Origin of the sequence: Arthrobacter zhaoguopingii (genome assembly GCF_009828605.1) — a bacterium.
GTDB lineage: Bacteria > Actinomycetota > Actinomycetes > Actinomycetales > Micrococcaceae > Arthrobacter_D > Arthrobacter_D zhaoguopingii.
The window spans coordinates 82,695-98,127 of sequence record NZ_WIAE01000005.1 but is presented as its reverse complement, the minus strand read 5'-3'; the positions used below and the strand labels follow the sequence as shown (position 1 = coordinate 98,127).

Sequence of the window (15,433 nt, the reverse complement as noted above, 5' to 3'; positions counted from 1 at the left end):
GTTACGGCCATGGCAGCAGGCGCACTCAGTCCCCAGTACCGCAGCGAGGCGCTTGAGGCGCTGAAGGCCACGAGCCGGCCCGGCGGAGAACTCGACATCCTGATCGTCGGCGGCGGGGTGGTGGGCGTCGGCTCAGCCCTGGACGCGGCGACGCGCGGACTGACCACCGGCATCGTCGAGGCCCGCGACTGGGCCTCCGGGACTTCCTCGCGGTCCTCGAAGCTGATCCACGGCGGCCTGCGCTACCTCGAGATGCTCGACTTCGCCCTGGTGCAGGAGGCGCTGAAGGAACGTGGGCTGCTGATCCAGCGGATCGCCCCGCACCTGGTGAGGCCGGTGCCGTTCCTTTATCCGCTGGGCAAGCGCTTCGTCGAACGCCCCTACGTCGGGGCGGGCATCGCCCTCTACGACGCCCTGAGCATCGGCGGCGGGCACTCCCGAGGGGTGCCGTTCCACAAGCACCTCACCCGGCGCGGCACGCTGCGCGCGGCGCCCAGCCTGAAGAAAGACGCGATGGTCGGCTCCATCCGCTACTACGATGCCCAGGTCGACGACGCCCGGTACGTGGTGAACATGATCCGCACCGCCGTGCACTACGGGGCGCACGCGGCCAACCGGGTCACGGTGGTCAACTTCCTGCGCGAGGGCGAGCGGGTGGTCGGCGCCCAGGTCAAGGACCAGGAGACCGGCGAGGAGTTCAGCATCCGCGCCAAGCAGGTGGTGAACGCCACCGGAGTGTGGACTGACGAGACCCAGGCGATGGTGACGGACCGCGGGCAGCTCAAGGTCCGGGCCTCCAAGGGCATTCACCTCGTGGTGCCGCGCGACCGGTTCCAGTCCACCGTGGGCCTGATCCTGCGCACCGAGAAGTCGGTCCTGTTCGTCATCCCGTGGGGACGCCACTGGATCATCGGCACCACCGACACCAAGTGGGACCTCGATAAGGCCCACCCGGCGGCGTCGTCGCAGGACATCGACTACATCCTCGAGCACGTGAACCGGGTGCTGAACCGCCCGCTGACCCGCGAGGACGTCGAGGGCGTCTACGCGGGGCTGCGTCCCCTGCTGGCCGGGGAGAGCGACTCCACCGCGAAGCTCTCCCGCGAGCACATCGTCGCCCACCCGGTGCCCGGGCTCGTCGTCGTCGCCGGCGGCAAGTGGACCACCTACCGGGTGATGGCCAAGGATGCCGTCGACGAGGCCTCGCGCGCCCTCGACGAGCGGGTTCCCGAAAGCTGCACCGACTCCGTTCCCCTGCTCGGCGCGGAGGGGTACAAGGCAGCGTGGAACATGCGGGCGAGGATGGCCGAGGCCGCGGGGATCCATGTGGCCCGCGTGGAGCACCTGCTCCAGCGCTACGGCACGCAGGCCGACTCGGTCCTTGAGCTGATCAAGTCCGACCCCGCGCTGGGCGAGCCGCTGCCCGGCGCCGACGACTACCTCGCGGCCGAGGCGGTCTTCGCCGTCACCCACGAGGGCGCCCGTCACATCGAGGACATCCTCACCCGCCGCACCCGGATCTCCATTGAGTCCTGGGACCGCGGCGTGTCCGCGGCGCCGGTCGTCGCCGAGCTGATGGGGCCGCTCCTGGGCTGGAGCGAGCAGCAGGTCAACCGCGAGGTGAAGCACTACCTCGCCCGCGTCCAGGCGGAGCGGCTCAGCCAGGAACAGCCCGACGACGAGTCGGCGGACAGCGCCCGCACGGGTGCTGAGGACATCGTCCCGGTAAGCTAGGGAACGGCCGCGGCCGCGGTACGAACACCGCAGGGCATCGGCGGCCGCGGGCACGATGAGAGGCACAAATTGAGTGAGCTGTCCCTGGAGCTGCACGAGGCCGGGCTGACAACCCCGGACCTGGTGATCCTCGAAATGGAGGCCGAGTCCAAGGAGGACGCCAGCGCGCAGCTGGCCGCCCGCATGCACGCCGCGGGCAGGATCACGGACCTCGACGCGTTCCTCGATCAGGTCAACTCCCGGGAACACCAGATGGCCACCGGCCTGCCCGGCGGGGTCGGCCTGCCGCACGCGCGCAGCGAGTATGTCTGCCAGACCTCCATCGGGGTCGGCATCACCAAGTACGGGCACAGCCTCGACTTCGGCGCGGTTGACGGCCCCGCCACCCTGGTGCTGCTGATCGCCACCCCCGCCTCGTCGTTCTCCGAGCACCTGGAGGTGCTGGCCACCATCGCCCGCAGCCTGTTCAAGGAGAACTTCCGGGACTCCCTGCGGAGGGCCCACGACGCCGAGGTCATCGCGGAACTGATCAACTCCTCACTGGTGTTCTTCGACCACTGAGGGAGCCTGGCCGCGCCCGTTACTCGGTGCGCCAGGAGCGCCACAGCGAGGCGTAGGCGCCGTCGAGGGCCAGCAGTTCCTCATGGGAGCCGAGCTCGGTGATGTTGCCGTCCTCGACCACCGCCACCCGGTCGGCGTCGTGGGCGGTGTGGAGGCGGTGGGCGATGGCGATCACCGTCCGGCCTTCAAGGACGACACTGAGCGAACGCTCGAGGTCCCGCGCGGACTGCGGGTCGATGAGCGAGGTGGCCTCGTCGAGGACCAGGGTGTGCGGGTCGGCCAGGATCAGGCGGGCCAGGGCCAGCTCCTGCGCCTGGGCCGGGGTCAGCTCGTGGGCGCCGGAGCCGACCTCGGTGTCGATCCCCTCCGGCAGGGTGGCGGCCCAGGACAGCGCGCCCACCGACGCCAGCGCGCCGGTGATCTCTGCTTCGAGGGCATCGGCGCGCCCCAGCCGCACATTGTCGGCGACCGAGCCGACAAACACGTGGTGCTCCTGGGTGACCAGGGCGACCTCGCGGCGCAGGTCGTCGAGGGGGCGGTTTACCAGCGGCACCCCGCCGACGGTGACCGACCCTGAGGTGGGCGGGTGGATCCCGGCGATCAGGCGGCCCAGCGTCGACTTGCCGGCACCCGAGGGCCCGACGACCGCAAGGCGCTCCCCGCGCCGCAGGGCCAGGTCCACGCCGTGGAGCACGTTGTGCCCAGGCCGGTAGGCGTAGGTCGCCCCGGAGACGCGGATGTCCTCGTTCGCCGGCGCTTCGTCCGTCGCGGTGCGGTCCGGCGGCACCTCCTTCACTCCGATGATCCGGGCCAGCGACGCGGCCCCGACCTGGATCTCGTCGGTCCACATGATGAGCAGGTCGACGGGATCGATGAGGCGCACGGCCAGCAGGGCCACCGCCGCGACGGCCCCGGGGGTCACGATGTCGAGCGAGGCCAGCCAGCCGCCCCACACCAGCACCCCGGCGACCGGCAGCCAGAACGCGATGTCCGCCGCGGGGAAGAGGACGCTGCGCAGCCACAGCGTGTAGCGCTCGGCGCGGTAGCTGTCCGCCAGGGCGGCGTCGATGGTGGCCCTGCGCGCACCGCCCAGGCCCAGCGCGTCCACGGTCCGCGCCCCTTCGATGGTTTCGGTCACGGCACCGTTGATCACCGCGTAGGTCTCGCGTTCCCTCTGGTACCCGGCCGAGGAGCGGGTCAGGTACCACCGCGTCACCGGGTAGAGCAGGGGAAGGCCGGTCAGCAGGGCCACCGACAGCAGCGGGGAGGCGACGACGGCGGCCGCCAGCGTCAGCACGATGGTCACCGCCGACACCACGACCTGCGGCACGCCGAACCGCACCGTGTGCGACACGGCGTCGATGTCGTTCGTGGTGCGCGCCACCAGGTCGCCGGTGCCGGCCTTCTCCACCGTCGACAGCGGCAGTGCGGTGACCTGCTCCATGAAGTCCTCCCGCAGCCGGGCGAAAACGCGTTCGCCGAACACCATGCCGGACCGCACAGCAAACCGGCGCAGGAGGGACTGCAGGAGCAGGGAACCGAGCATCGCCAGCGAGACCCAGGTGATGAAGTCCCGGGTGGTGCCGGCGAGGACGGCGTCCACGACGACGCCCAGCAGCAGCGGACCGGCGAGCCCGGCCACGGCCGAGCCCACGTACAGGGCCACCACGGCCGCCAGGCCGCGGCGGTGGTGGCGGATCAGGCGGGCGGCCTCGGCTCGAACGGCACGTGCGCCGGCCACCGGGAGGCGGTCCGGTTCCCCGCCGCGCTGCACGGCGTCCGGGCCGGTGCGGGTTGCTGTATCACTCACTGCGGATCACAACATTTCGATAGTTCGGATTGCCTGCCATCAGGTCGCGGTGCGGACCGGCCGCGCTGACCCTGCCGTCCTCGAGGAAGACCACCGAGTCCACGACGCCCAGGAGCAGGGGACTCGCGGTCACCACCAGGGTGGTGAGGCCGGGGTGGGCCCGCTCCCTGCGGAAGCCGGCGGCGATCCGGGACTCGGTGTGAGCATCGACGGCGCTCGTCGGCTCGATCAGGATCAGGGTCTCCGCGCGGGTCAGCAGCGCCCGGGCCAGCACGATGCGCTGGCGCTGGCCGCCCGAGAACCCTCGGCCGCGCTCGGTCACCGCGGTGTCGAGTCCGTCCTCCACCCCGTCCAGGATGTCCAGGGCGCTGGCGGCCTGCAGGGCGTCGAGGATCGCGGCGTCGTCGTGGCGCTGCTGCGGGTCAAGCTGGGACCGCAGGGAACCGGTGAAGAGCTGGGGTGCCGCCTCGCTGACGACGATGCGGCGGCGGATCTCCGCCAGCGCCACCGCGCCCAGGCCCACGCCGCCCCAGCGGACGCCGTCCGCGCCGTCCGCGGCGTCGTCGAAGCGTCCGAGCCGGGTGGCGACGGCGGCTGCGCCGGCGGGGTCGGACGAGACCAGTGCGGTGATCCGGCCCGGCTCAAGGGCCAGCCCGCTCGCAGTGTCCAGCAGGGCCGCGCCGGGCGCCGGGGGCGGCACCGGCGCCGGGGCGTCGGAGACCGAGGATTCCACCCGGAGCACGGCGAGGATCTTCCGGGCCCCGACTTGGGCGCGGATGGTCCGCGACACGGCGTCGGCCGCGGTGCGGATCGGGGTCACGAGGAACACCGAGAAACCGTAGAGCGCCACCAGCTCACCGGGAGAGATGGTGCCGTCGAGCACCAGACCGGCACCGACCCAGGTGAACACCACGCTGAAGGCACCGGCGATGAACACCTGGGACGCTTCGAGGTCGGCGAGGGAGCGGGCCACGCGGATGCCCGAATCACGGGTCGCCGCGGAACGGGCACGGTAGCGGCGGACGAAGATGTGCTCACCGCCAATGCCGCGCAGCACGCGCAGCCCGGCGACGGTGTCGGCCCCCACCGCCGTCATCTTCCCCGAGTCGGCCCGCTGCTCGCGCTGGCGGGCCTGCAGCGGGCGCACCACGAACAGCAGCAGGGCGCAGCACGCCGGAACGCCGGCCAGCACCAGGAGCCCCAGCTCGGGGGAGGTGCCGAAGATCAGGGCGCTGACCACGAGCCACGCCGCGAAGGCGCCGGCCAGCCGGGCCGAGACGTCGAAGATCTCTCCGAGCCGGAAGGTGTCCGACGCGGCGGTCGAGACCACCTCGCCGGTGGAGAGGGTGTTCGGCAGGGCGTCACCGGTGCGGGTGACGTGGTGTCCGACCAGCTGGACCGACCGGAAGGAGGCCTGGAGCCAGTTGCTGACGGCCACGCGGTGCCCGAAGGTGTCGGCCGCGGCCTGCACCACCATCAACCCCAGCAGGATCAGGACCTCAACCGCGAGGGCGCGGGCGTTCCCGGCCAGGATGCCGCGGTCCACAGCCCGGCCGAGGAAGAAGGGCATGAGGGCCTGCGCCACCATCCATACGGCGCCGAGCAGGGCGCCGGCGGCCAGCGTGGCCTTCTGCTTCGAGGCAAGCCACACCAGGAACCGGGTGGGGGAGCGGAGGTCCGGAGGGCCGGAACCGGGGTAGGGAAAGGAGCGCACGAACAGTCATCCTAGACCGGTTTCCACCCCATTGATAGAGGTTTCCCAATCGCTTCGGCGGAGGCAGAAACGGGCGGCTCCCACGCTCCCTCCGGCGATGCTCTGGATATCCGCAGGATCGGCGCAGTATTTCAGTAGGAATTCCACGCTGTTTTTGCACCTCGCTATTTCGGCCCTGAACGTGGTCTTACTGTTGGAAAACCGGGAAATTCACCGGCCAACGCCTCCGGGGAACCGGGCCCCGGCCGGCGAAAATCCACAGCCACCGGCGCGGATTGCAAATCGTGTTTATGAGGGGATGTCCGAGTTGAACCGTGAAGAACGCAACAAGATGATTGTGGAGAATCTTCCGCTGGTTGGATATCTTGTCTCGGAAATCTGCGCACGGTCCCCGCACCTCTCCCGCGAGGACCTCGCCGGTGCCGGCGCCCTCGCGCTCGTCTCCGCCGCCCAGTCATTCGACCCTTCCTATGGCGTGCGGTTCGGCACCTTCGCCCGGCGGCGCATCCTTGGCGCCTTCGCCGACGACATGAGGGCCTCCGACTGGGCCAGCCGGGACACCCGCCGTCGGATCAAGGAGACCCTCGCGGTGTCCGAACTGCTCACCGGGGCGCTGCAGCGCAACCCCACGGTCGGTGAGATCGCCGAGGTGCTGGGCGTGGGACGGGACGCGGTGGCCGCGACCCTGGCCGACGCCTCACGCACCGTTTCCACACTCGACGAGAACGCGCCCGAGTCGCTCACCGCGGTCATGGCCACCCCCGAGGAATCCCTGCTGGTCTCCGAGCAGGCCCAGTATCTGCGGGCCGCGGTGCAGGCCCTGCCCGACAAGATGCGCTACATCATCGAGCAGACCTACTTCGAGGACCGCCCGGTTAAGGACCTGGCCGAGGAGTTCGGGTCCACCCACTCGGCGGTGTCCCAGCAGCGGGCCGAGGCCATCCGGTTGCTGCGCGACGGGATGGCTGCGGTGTATTCCGACACCGACGGCGCCGCACCCGCGCCGGAGTCCCGCGTCGCCCCCGCCCGGCGCACCGCCTATCTCAATTCCCTCGCGGCCCGGACCCGGGGTGGATCCACCCTGAGCGCCCCGGTGCGGCTGGCCGCCATGGCGCCTGTTTCCGCCTGAGGCCCCGGCGTATGCCGCAACGCCTGTTTTCGCCTGAGGCCCCGGCGTATGCCGCAACGCCCCCGGAGCCTGGAAGTCTAGGAGCGGGCGTCCGGCTCGGCGTCCGGTTCGGGGTCCCTACGGCCCAGCAGCGCCTTGAGCTGTGATTCGGCATCCGCATCGGAGACATTGGCCGAAAGATTCGCTTCGATCACGGCCTGGAGAATCTCGCCGCGCTGGATCTTAACGCCCCGCGGCGCCTCGATCCCAATCTTGATGCCATCACCGCGCGATTCGAGAATGGTAATGACGATATCCTCGCCGATATGAATTTTCTCGTTGAATTTCCGCGTTAGTACCAGCACAGTGAAAGCCTATCTTTGAATCCGCGTCGGAGGGAAAACTGCGGTCTGGTGGGCGGCCGAAGACGGGCCCGCGGGCCGCGCAGGAACCTCCGGGGCGTCGTCCACCCAACTGACCGGAAAGCGCAGCGCCTGAACCGTATCGGGGGTGGCGGTGTCCCGGCGGGAGAAGGCAGCAACGGCGTCGGGTTCGGCCACGGCCTCCACCGCCTCAACCCACGACACCGTGTCCCCGTGTTTGCGGGTGGCATCCACCGCCAGCCACAGCTGGTCGAATCCCACGAGGGCCAGCGCGGGCAGGTGGACAAAGGCCTCGGAGGGGTAGCCCAGCCCGAAGGCGACGACCACCGGCGCCCCGGCGAGCACCCCGGCGGCCCGCGCTTCGGTGGCCGCGCGCCGGTCGGCCACGTGCGCCAGCCCCTCGACCCGAAGCGCCCCGGCCGTCAGCAGGGCCGCCGGAGCCGCGGGAGCCAGCAGGGACCGGCCGGCCTCGAGGGCGTCGCGGCCGGGCCCTGCCACGACGATGAGGTCGCCCGGGCCGTCCAGCGGCCACGGCGGCCGGTGGGCGCCCGCGGCGGCAGTGGCCGGGGTCGACCCCGCGGCACCCGCGGCAGGGTCGACGGCGGACTCCAGGTCCTTCAAAAAGGAGGAGAACTCTCCGGATTCCGTTGACACCGGCACGGCGTTGAGCGCCGCCTCGGCGGTGTCCGCGTCCGCCAGCAGGGCGGCGATGCCGGTGCGCTTGACCACCGGAAGGGGATCGGTCGACGGGGCGGCGGCGTCGGGCAGTTCGACCGTGACCTCGTAGTGGTGGCGGGCCAGGAATCCGCCCAGCCCGCCCACCGTGACGGCCTCGGCCCGCACGATTACGGCCTCGGGTCCGTACTCGGCCCGGACCTGCCGGCGGAGCACCTCGATCGACGGGCCGCTAAGGTGAAACCTGTTCAGCGCCACGGACCACTCCTATCGTCTCGATGGGCACGTTGGCCGCCTGGGCCTCCTGATAGGACAATACCGGCAGTCCACCCACCCGGGCGGAGACCAGCCGGCGCACCGCGGGGCGGATCAGCGGCGCGCAGACCAGGACGGGCTCGTGTCCCTGGTGACCGGCCGCCGCCACGGTGGCGTGGAGGGAGGCCAGGACCGCCTCGATGCGGTTGGCGTCGAGGAGGATCTGGCTGCCTCCTTCAGCGGGGCGCAGGCCCTCGAGCATCGACTGTTCGAGGCCCGGCTCGATCATAACCACGCTCAGCTGGCCGCCGCTGAGATGACGCACCGCCAGCGCCGGCCCCAGGGCGCGCCGGGCCGCCTCGATGAGCCCCTCGGGGTCCGTTGAGACCTTGGCCCGAAGGGTGAGCGCCTCGAAGATGCGCGGCAGGTCGTTGATGGGCACATGCTCCTCGAGCAGGCCCTGCAGGACCCGCTGGACCTCGGCGAGGGAGAGCAGCCCGGGGACCAGTTCGTCGACCGCCGACGGGCTTGCCTCCTTGACGCTTTCGGTGAGCAGCCGGACGTCCTCGCGGGTCAGCAGGCGCGCCGCATTGGCCGTGACGATCGAGGAGAGGTGGGTGATGAGCACCGAGACCCGGTCGATGACCGTCGCCCCGGTCATCTGGGCGCTGTGCGCCATGCCGGCCGGCACCCATTTGCCGGGCAGCCCGAACACCGGTTCCATGGTCGCGGTCCCGGGGAGGGCGTCGAGCGCATCGCCCAGGGCGAGCACCTTGCCCGCCGGGGCCTCCCCGCGGCCGGCCTCCACCCCGCCGATGCGGATAGCGTAGGTCCCCGGCGGCAGGTCGATGCTGTCGCGGGCGTTGACCGGCGGCAGCACGAACCCGAGGTCCATGCCGATCTTCTGGCGCAGGCTGCGCACCCGGGCCAGGAGGTCGTCCGAGGCGCCGGTGACGGTGTCCACCAGGTCCGCCGCGAGCAGGATCTCCAGGGGCTGGACGCGGAGCCTGCGGATGAGCTCCTCGGGCGACTCCGGGGCGGGTTCGGCGGCAGCGGAAGCCTCCCGCTGGGCCGCGGCCGCGGCGGCGGTCTCGGTGGCCTTGATCTTCCGCGAGGCGAAGATCAGTGCCCCGCCGATGAGCAGGAACGGGAGTTTCGGCATGCCCGGGATCAGGGCCAGGGCCACGGCCGCCGTGCCGGCGATCAGCAGGGCGTTGCGGGACTGGGCCACCTGGTTCGAGGCGGTCGTGCCCATGTCGGCCTCGGCGTTGGAGCGGGTCACGATCATGCCCGTGGCCACCGCCATCAGCAGCGCCGGGATCTGGGTCACCAGTCCGTCGCCGATGGTGAGGATCGCGTAGGTGCGCAGCGCCTCGACGGCGGGCATGCCGTGCATGGCCATACCGATGGCGATCCCGCCGACCAGGTTGATGATCAGGATCACGATGCCTGCGATCGCATCGCCCTTCACGAACTTCGAGGCCCCGTCCATGGCTCCGTAGAAGTCGGCCTCGGCGGAGACCTCGGCCCGGCGCTCCTTGGCCTGTTCGTCGGTGACCAGGCCGGCGTTGAGGTCGGCGTCGATGGCCATCTGCTTGCCCGGCATCGCATCGAGGGTGAAGCGCGCGCCGACCTCCGCGACCCGCTCGGCGCCCTTGGTGACGACGAGGAACTGGATGACCACGAGGATCAGGAAGACCACGCTGCCGATGATGATGTTTCCGCCCACCGTGACCTGCCCGAACGCCTCGATGATCTTCCCGGCGTGGGCCTCCCCGAGGATCAGGCGGGTCGAGGCGACGTTCAGTCCGAGGCGGAACAGCGTGGCCACCAGCAGCAGCGAGGGGAACACCGAGAAGTCGAGGGGCTTCTGGACGAACATCGAGGTCAGCAGCACCACCAGCGCCAGCAGGATGTTTGCGGCGATCAGGAAGTCGAGCAGGCCTGCGGGAACGGGCACGATGAGCAGCATGATGATGCCGACCACGCCGATCGGCACCGCGAGGCGGGCGAGCTTGGAATTCATGGTGCGCTCCTTCGGGGGAGGACTCGGGGGTGGTGGTGAGGGGCGGGGGTCTCAGTCAAGGAAGGACCCCTTCCGGAAGGCCCGGTGGATGCCGGCCGCGCTGCCGCGCTGCTTCAGCCGCAGGACGAAGGCCAGGACCCCGGCGACGGCGGCGTAGAACTCGGCGGGGATCTCCTGGCCCAGGTCGCAGGCCCCGTGCAGGGCCCGGGCCAGCGGGATGTCCTGCACCAGCGGGACCTTCTCCTGTTCGGCCTTCTCCCGGATCTTCAGGGCCACCGGGCCGGCCCCCTTGGCGACGACCCTCGGCGCGGAGACCCCGGCCTCGTACTTGAGGGCGACGGCCACGTGGGTGGGGTTGACCAGGACGACGTCGGCCCCGCCGACGGCGGCGATCATGCGGTTCCGCGACAGGGCCATCTGCCGGGCGCGCCGCTGGGACTTGATCAGGGGGTCGCCGTCGGTGCTCTTGTTCTCGTCCTTGACCTCCTTGCGGGTCATCCGGGTCTTCTTCCGGTTCCGCCGGCCGACCACGAAGACGTCGGCGAGGGCGAGCACCACTCCGGCCAGGACGGCGAAGCGCAGCAGCGCGGCCACGCCCCCGCCGGTGGCCGAGAGCAGAGCGGCCACCGACATCCCGCCGGCGCTCATCAGGGTGGGCATGAGTCCCTGGACCACCCAGTACAGCACCGCTCCGAGGACGGCGGTCTTCAGCAGCGCCTTCACCCCGTTCCAGAGGGCCTGCGTTCCGAAGGTGTTCTTGACCCCGGTGACCAGGTTGAACTGCTCGAACTTGCCGCGGAACTTCTTGAACTGGATCCCGCCCTGGCCGGCCGCCCCGGCCAGGACCGCTCCGACGACGGCGAGCAGCATCGGAAGCAGCGTTCCGGCCATCGAGGCCAGGGCCTCGCCGAGGACGCCCAGGGCGATGCCGGGCTCCGGCGCCGCCGCGATGGTGCGGACGCTGAAGAGCTGGTCGGCGGCCGCGTCGGCGCCCCGGGAGATGGTCGAGGGAAGCATGACCGCGGCCGCGCCGATGCCGAGCCAGGCGGTCAGGTCGGAGGACTTGGACAGCTGCCCCTTCTCGCGGACCTCCTTCATCCGCTTTTCGGTGGCCTGTTCGGTCCGTTCCTGGGAGGAATCGTCGGCCATCTATCCCACACCTCCCAGCAGCGCCAGCGCCTCCTGTGTGAGCGCGGACACGACCCGCGGCAGGGCGAGCATGATGACAGAGCCGAGGACGAGGGCCAGCAGAATCTTCAATGGGAATCCGAGGGCGAACGCGTTGAGGGCCGGGGCGACCCGGTTGAGCAGGCCCAGGCCGACGTCGGAGAGGAAGAACACGACGAGCAGCGGCCCGGCGATCTGGACCGCGGCCAGGAACATCCCGGTGACCGCGGTGATGATCGCCGCGACGGGGTCGGTGAGGAAGACCCCGCCGCCCAGCGGGATGGCGGTGAAGCTGCGGATCAGCCCGCCGAGGATCAGCTGGTAGGCGTCGGAGGAGAACATCAGGGCCAGGGCGGTCATCTGGAACAGCCGGGTGAACTGGGCGCCGTTGATCAGCGAATGCGGGTCGAAGGCCTGGGCCATCTGGAACCCGCTCATCAGGTCGATCAGGCCGCCGGCGGACTGGATCGCGGCGAAGACCAGGTACACAAGGAAGCCCATGAGCACCCCGGCGCCGATCTCCAGCACGAGCGCGCCGAAAAACGCCGCCGTGCCGCGTTCGGTGTAGCCGGGGGTGACGGCGGGGGAGACGGCCAGTGCCAGCCCGAGGGCCAGCATGACCTTGATGCGCGCCGGAAACGCGGTATAGGAAAACGGCGGGGCGATGACCAGGAAGGACACCATGCGCACGCCGGCGAGCATCACCGGTTCAAGCCAGCCGAGGTTCAGCGCCAGTTCCACTCAGCCTCCCTCGAGCAGCGAGGGGATCTTGTCGAACAGGGCGTGGGTGAAGGACACCATCTCGGAGATCATCCAGTGTCCTGAGATCAGCAGCACGACGCCCACGGCGGCGGCCTTGGGGACGAAGGAGAGGGTGACCTCCTGGATCTGGGTGATCGACTGCAGCAGGGAGATCCCGAACCCCACGGCGAGCGCGGTGATCAGGACCGGCGCGGCGAGCTTGGCGGAGATCCACAGGCCCTGGAGGCCGATGTCGAGGACGGCGTTGGTGTCCATGGCTCAGGCGTAGCTTCGGATCAGTGCGGTGACGATCAGGCCCCAGCCGTCGACGAGGATGAACAGCAGGATCTTGAACGGCAGGGAGATGATCACCGGGGGCAGCATCATCATGCCCATGGACATCAGCGCCGAGGACACGACGAGGTCGATGACCAGGAAGGGGATAAAGATGACGAAGCCGATGATGAACGCGGCCCGCAGCTCGGAGATCATGAACGCCGGAATCAGGGTGGTCAGCGGCACGTCCTCGGGGGTGGCCGGGTTGTCCATCCCGGCGGCCCGGGTCATCAGGGCGATGTCCTCCTCGCGGGTGAACTGGAGCATCCACTGCTGGATCGGGCCGGCGGCCTCGGTGTAGGCCTCCTGGAACGTGAAGTCGCCGTCGAGGTAGGGCTGCACGGCGCCGCTGTTGATGTCCCCCAGCACCGGGCCCATGATGAAGAACGAAAGGAACAGCGCCAGCCCGGCGATCACCTGGTTCGGCGGGATCGAAGGCAGGGACAGGGCGTTGCGCGTCATTACCAGCACCACGAAGATCTTCGTGAACGAGCTCATCATCAGCAGCAGGGACGGCGCGACGGTGAGCAGCGTGATGCCCAGCAGCGTGACCACGGCCGAGGAGGGGGTGCCGTTGGGGCCGTTGATCACCACTGACCCGTCGCCGTCCGGCGCGGAAGGATCGGTGGGCGGGGCCGGAGGCGCCGGGTCCACCGGTGCTGTGGGGTTCAGCGGATCAGGTGAGGCCGGGGCGGGGGCCTCGGGGGCCGGCTGCAACGGGGCCGGATCGGCCGGGGCGGGGACCACGGGCGCGGGAACGGGCGGCTGCGGCGGGGGAAACTGGACGGCGGAGGCGGCGGGCGCCTGCAGGAGCAGCAGGAGCACCCCTGCGGCGAAGGCCAGCAGGGCCAGGGGCAACCGGAGTGCGGCGCGGCGCGGCGGCAGGCACCTCACCCCTTCGGCCCGCCGAGGCCAATGGTAAGGACCTGCTTCAGCGCCGCCGGCGACAGGATGGACCCGGTGGGCGCCGGTGAGCGGTGCTTGCCGGCGGTGGCCTGGTGCAGGACGCGCGAAAAGGCCTCGGCGCCCTGCCCGGCGGTCTCCGGGGCGGGGGCATCCGAGGTGGACAACACGGTGACCGAGTGTTCGGTGACGCCGAGCAGGAGGCGCTGGCCGCCGGTTTCGACGACCACGACGGAGGCCTTGGAGCCGACGCCCTGGCGGGCGAGGACCGTCAGCAGCTTCTCACCGGTCGCCGTACCGGCCGTACGCCGGGCGTACCGGTGCGCGAGCACAAGGACCGCCAGCACGGCGCCCAGGGCGAGCAGCACCCTCAGGATGAGGATGAGTGAATCCATCGTCAGTTGACGCCCTCTGCGACGTCGAGGATCTTGGTGATGCGCACGGCGAAGTCCTGGTCCACCACGACGACCTCGCCGTGGGCGATCAGCCGTCCGTTGAGCAGGACATCCGCGGGGGCGCCGGCCGACCGGTCAAGCTCAACCACTCCGCCGGGCTCGAGGTTGAGCACGTCGCGCACCGACATCCGGGTCCGACCGATCTCCACGGTCAGGGCCATCTCCACGTTGTTGATGCGGCCGAGCTTGCCGACCACCGAGTCCCCGGAGACCGGCGTGGGGTTGAGGGTTCCGTACTCGCGGACCCGGATGGCGAACCAGCCCGCCGTCCCGCCGCCGGAGGTCAGTTCGAACACCGTCGTCTCCGGGTCGGCGAACAGCGCCGACGCGTCCTCGATCAGGGCCTCGCCGAGCACTCCTCCGCCGAGCACTCCGGCCGCCGCCTCGAGGGCGGGGCGCAGCACGTCCTTGAAGGAGACAAGCGGGGTGTCGGTGCCGGCGGCAGCGACGAGGGATCCGGTGCCCTCGAGCACGACGGCGAGGTCCGCCGAGCGGCTCCCGACGTAGGCGGCGGTCACCGCGCCGGCCGCGCGGGCGGCAGCGGCGGTGCGGTCCGGGGCGGGAACCGCGCTGACCGGGGCTGCGGAGGGAAGCAGCCCGATCAGCGCTTCGGCGGCGGAGTCCTTGAGGGTGGCAACGGAAACGGTCATGCGGGGTTCTCCTCGGTATCGACGATCTGGGCCGCCAGGCGGGCGCCGTTCCGGCCCAGGCCGGCCCGGGCGATGCGCTGTCCGGCGATGCGGACCTCAAGGGGCCGCCGTTCGGGATGGTTCAGGGGAATCAGGTCTCCCACCGCGAGGCGGAGGATGGCCTCGGGCCTCACGGCCACCGGCATCAGGCCCACCGACACCTCGACGGGGACCCACGCCATCTGCTGGCGCAGCAGCTCCGCGGCGTTCTCGGGGGAAGTCGTCGGGTTCGTCGCCCCGAGCTGCGGCAGGACGGTCTCAGCCGGCAGGGCCACGGTCCCCTCGGCGGTGTTCTCCCCGACCCGAAGGGTGAAGGTGGCGACCACCATCAGGTCCGACGGTGCGGCAGCCTGGGCGAACTGGGCGTTGTACTGGATGGAGTTGAAATTCAGCGGCATGGGCAGCAGGGAACCGAAGGAGTAGCGCAGGTCCTCGAGGGCGTCTTCCATGAGCCGCTTCACGAGGGCCTGTTCGATCTGGGTGAACTTTCGGCCCGGCGCTGGCTGGCTGCCGTTGCCGCCGAGCATCCGCCCCACCCAGGCCAGCGCCGAGGAGGTCGGGAACTGGATGACCGCCTGCGACTCGTAATCCTCGAGCCGGCACAGCACCATGGCCGTGGTCGCGGGCAGGGAGGCGGCGTATTCGTCGTAGGTCTGCATCAGGACCTGGTGGGTGGTGACCTGCGCCTTGACGCGCACCTTCGCCGTCAGCTGCGTGCCCCACTGCCGGGCGAAGGTCTCGAAGGCCACTTCGAGGGCGCGGCTGTGCTCGCGGGCGAGCGTCGTGGGCCGGCGGAAGTCGTAAACCTCGACCGTGCGTGCGGGCTCGGGCAGGAGGGTTTCCTGAAGGTTGGAGGGGGTCACGATAATCACTATC

Annotated in this window: 15 protein-coding genes; 3 read left to right on the top strand and 12 right to left on the bottom strand. The window is 70.6% G+C overall.

Annotation, left to right across the window (positions count from 1 at the left end; all coding sequences use genetic code 11):
* Window positions 1-9 precede the first annotated feature (9 nt).
* Entirely contained in the window at window positions 10-1,734 is a 1,725-nt protein-coding gene (locus GVV77_RS07935; RefSeq protein WP_159617601.1) for a glycerol-3-phosphate dehydrogenase/oxidase, read from the top strand.
* Window positions 1,735-1,803: 69 nt separating this feature from the next.
* A complete protein-coding gene (locus tag GVV77_RS07930; RefSeq protein ID WP_159617600.1) occupies window positions 1,804-2,295 on the top strand; it encodes a PTS sugar transporter subunit IIA in 492 nt (163 codons plus the stop codon).
* Between the two features lie 19 nt (window positions 2,296-2,314).
* On the opposite strand, the gene GVV77_RS07925 is transcribed toward GVV77_RS07930, so the two are convergent.
* A complete protein-coding gene (locus tag GVV77_RS07925; RefSeq protein ID WP_246199702.1) occupies window positions 2,315-4,105 on the bottom strand; it encodes an ABC transporter ATP-binding protein in 1,791 nt (596 codons plus the stop codon).
* A complete protein-coding gene (locus GVV77_RS07920; RefSeq protein WP_159617599.1) occupies window positions 4,098-5,819 on the bottom strand; it encodes an ABC transporter ATP-binding protein in 1,722 nt (573 codons plus the stop codon). Before GVV77_RS07920 ends, GVV77_RS07925 begins: the two co-directional genes overlap by 8 nt.
* 307 nt (window positions 5,820-6,126) lie before the next feature.
* Here GVV77_RS07920 and GVV77_RS07915 point away from each other — a divergent pair, with 307 nt between their 5' ends.
* Window positions 6,127-6,948, top strand: coding sequence for a sigma-70 family RNA polymerase sigma factor (locus GVV77_RS07915; protein WP_159617872.1), 822 nt, complete (start codon window positions 6,127-6,129; stop codon window positions 6,946-6,948).
* Between the two features lie 77 nt (window positions 6,949-7,025).
* Here GVV77_RS07915 and csrA read toward each other — a convergent pair whose 3' ends face one another.
* From csrA to GVV77_RS07865, 10 genes are all read right to left on the bottom strand, one after another.
* The gene (csrA, locus tag GVV77_RS07910; protein WP_159617598.1) at window positions 7,026-7,292 is read right to left on the bottom strand and encodes a carbon storage regulator CsrA; all 267 of its coding nucleotides are present in this window, start codon (window positions 7,290-7,292) and stop codon (window positions 7,026-7,028) included.
* Between the two features lie 9 nt (window positions 7,293-7,301).
* Window positions 7,302-8,243 (bottom strand): hypothetical protein, encoded by a 942-nt coding sequence (locus GVV77_RS07905; protein ID WP_159617597.1) that lies wholly within the window; start codon window positions 8,241-8,243, stop codon window positions 7,302-7,304.
* Window positions 8,218-10,266, bottom strand: coding sequence for a flagellar biosynthesis protein FlhA (locus GVV77_RS07900; protein ID WP_159617596.1), 2,049 nt, complete (start codon window positions 10,264-10,266; stop codon window positions 8,218-8,220). Before GVV77_RS07900 ends, GVV77_RS07905 begins: the two co-directional genes overlap by 26 nt.
* Window positions 10,267-10,317: 51 nt before the next feature.
* On the bottom strand, window positions 10,318-11,415 hold the full coding sequence (locus GVV77_RS07895; RefSeq protein WP_159617595.1) for an EscU/YscU/HrcU family type III secretion system export apparatus switch protein: 1,098 nt from the start codon (window positions 11,413-11,415) through the stop codon (window positions 10,318-10,320).
* Window positions 11,416-12,174, bottom strand: coding sequence for a flagellar biosynthetic protein FliR (locus GVV77_RS07890; protein ID WP_159617594.1), 759 nt, complete (start codon window positions 12,172-12,174; stop codon window positions 11,416-11,418).
* Window positions 12,175-12,450, bottom strand: a complete 276-nt coding sequence (gene fliQ, locus GVV77_RS07885; protein ID WP_159617593.1) for a flagellar biosynthesis protein FliQ — start codon at window positions 12,448-12,450, stop codon at window positions 12,175-12,177.
* Between the two features lie 3 nt (window positions 12,451-12,453).
* Window positions 12,454-13,182 (bottom strand): flagellar type III secretion system pore protein FliP, encoded by a 729-nt coding sequence (fliP, locus tag GVV77_RS07880; RefSeq protein WP_246199730.1) that lies wholly within the window; start codon window positions 13,180-13,182, stop codon window positions 12,454-12,456.
* 218 nt (window positions 13,183-13,400) lie between these two features.
* The gene (locus GVV77_RS07875) at window positions 13,401-13,808 is read right to left on the bottom strand and encodes a FliO/MopB family protein (protein ID WP_159617591.1); all 408 of its coding nucleotides are present in this window, start codon (window positions 13,806-13,808) and stop codon (window positions 13,401-13,403) included.
* A 2-nt stretch (window positions 13,809-13,810) separates the two neighbouring features.
* Window positions 13,811-14,518 (bottom strand): flagellar motor switch protein FliN, encoded by a 708-nt coding sequence (gene fliN / locus GVV77_RS07870; RefSeq protein ID WP_159617590.1) that lies wholly within the window; start codon window positions 14,516-14,518, stop codon window positions 13,811-13,813.
* Window positions 14,515-15,420, bottom strand: coding sequence for a flagellar motor switch protein FliM (locus GVV77_RS07865; protein WP_246199700.1), 906 nt, complete (start codon window positions 15,418-15,420; stop codon window positions 14,515-14,517). Before GVV77_RS07865 ends, fliN begins: the two co-directional genes overlap by 4 nt.
* Between the last annotated feature and the right edge of the window lie 13 nt (window positions 15,421-15,433).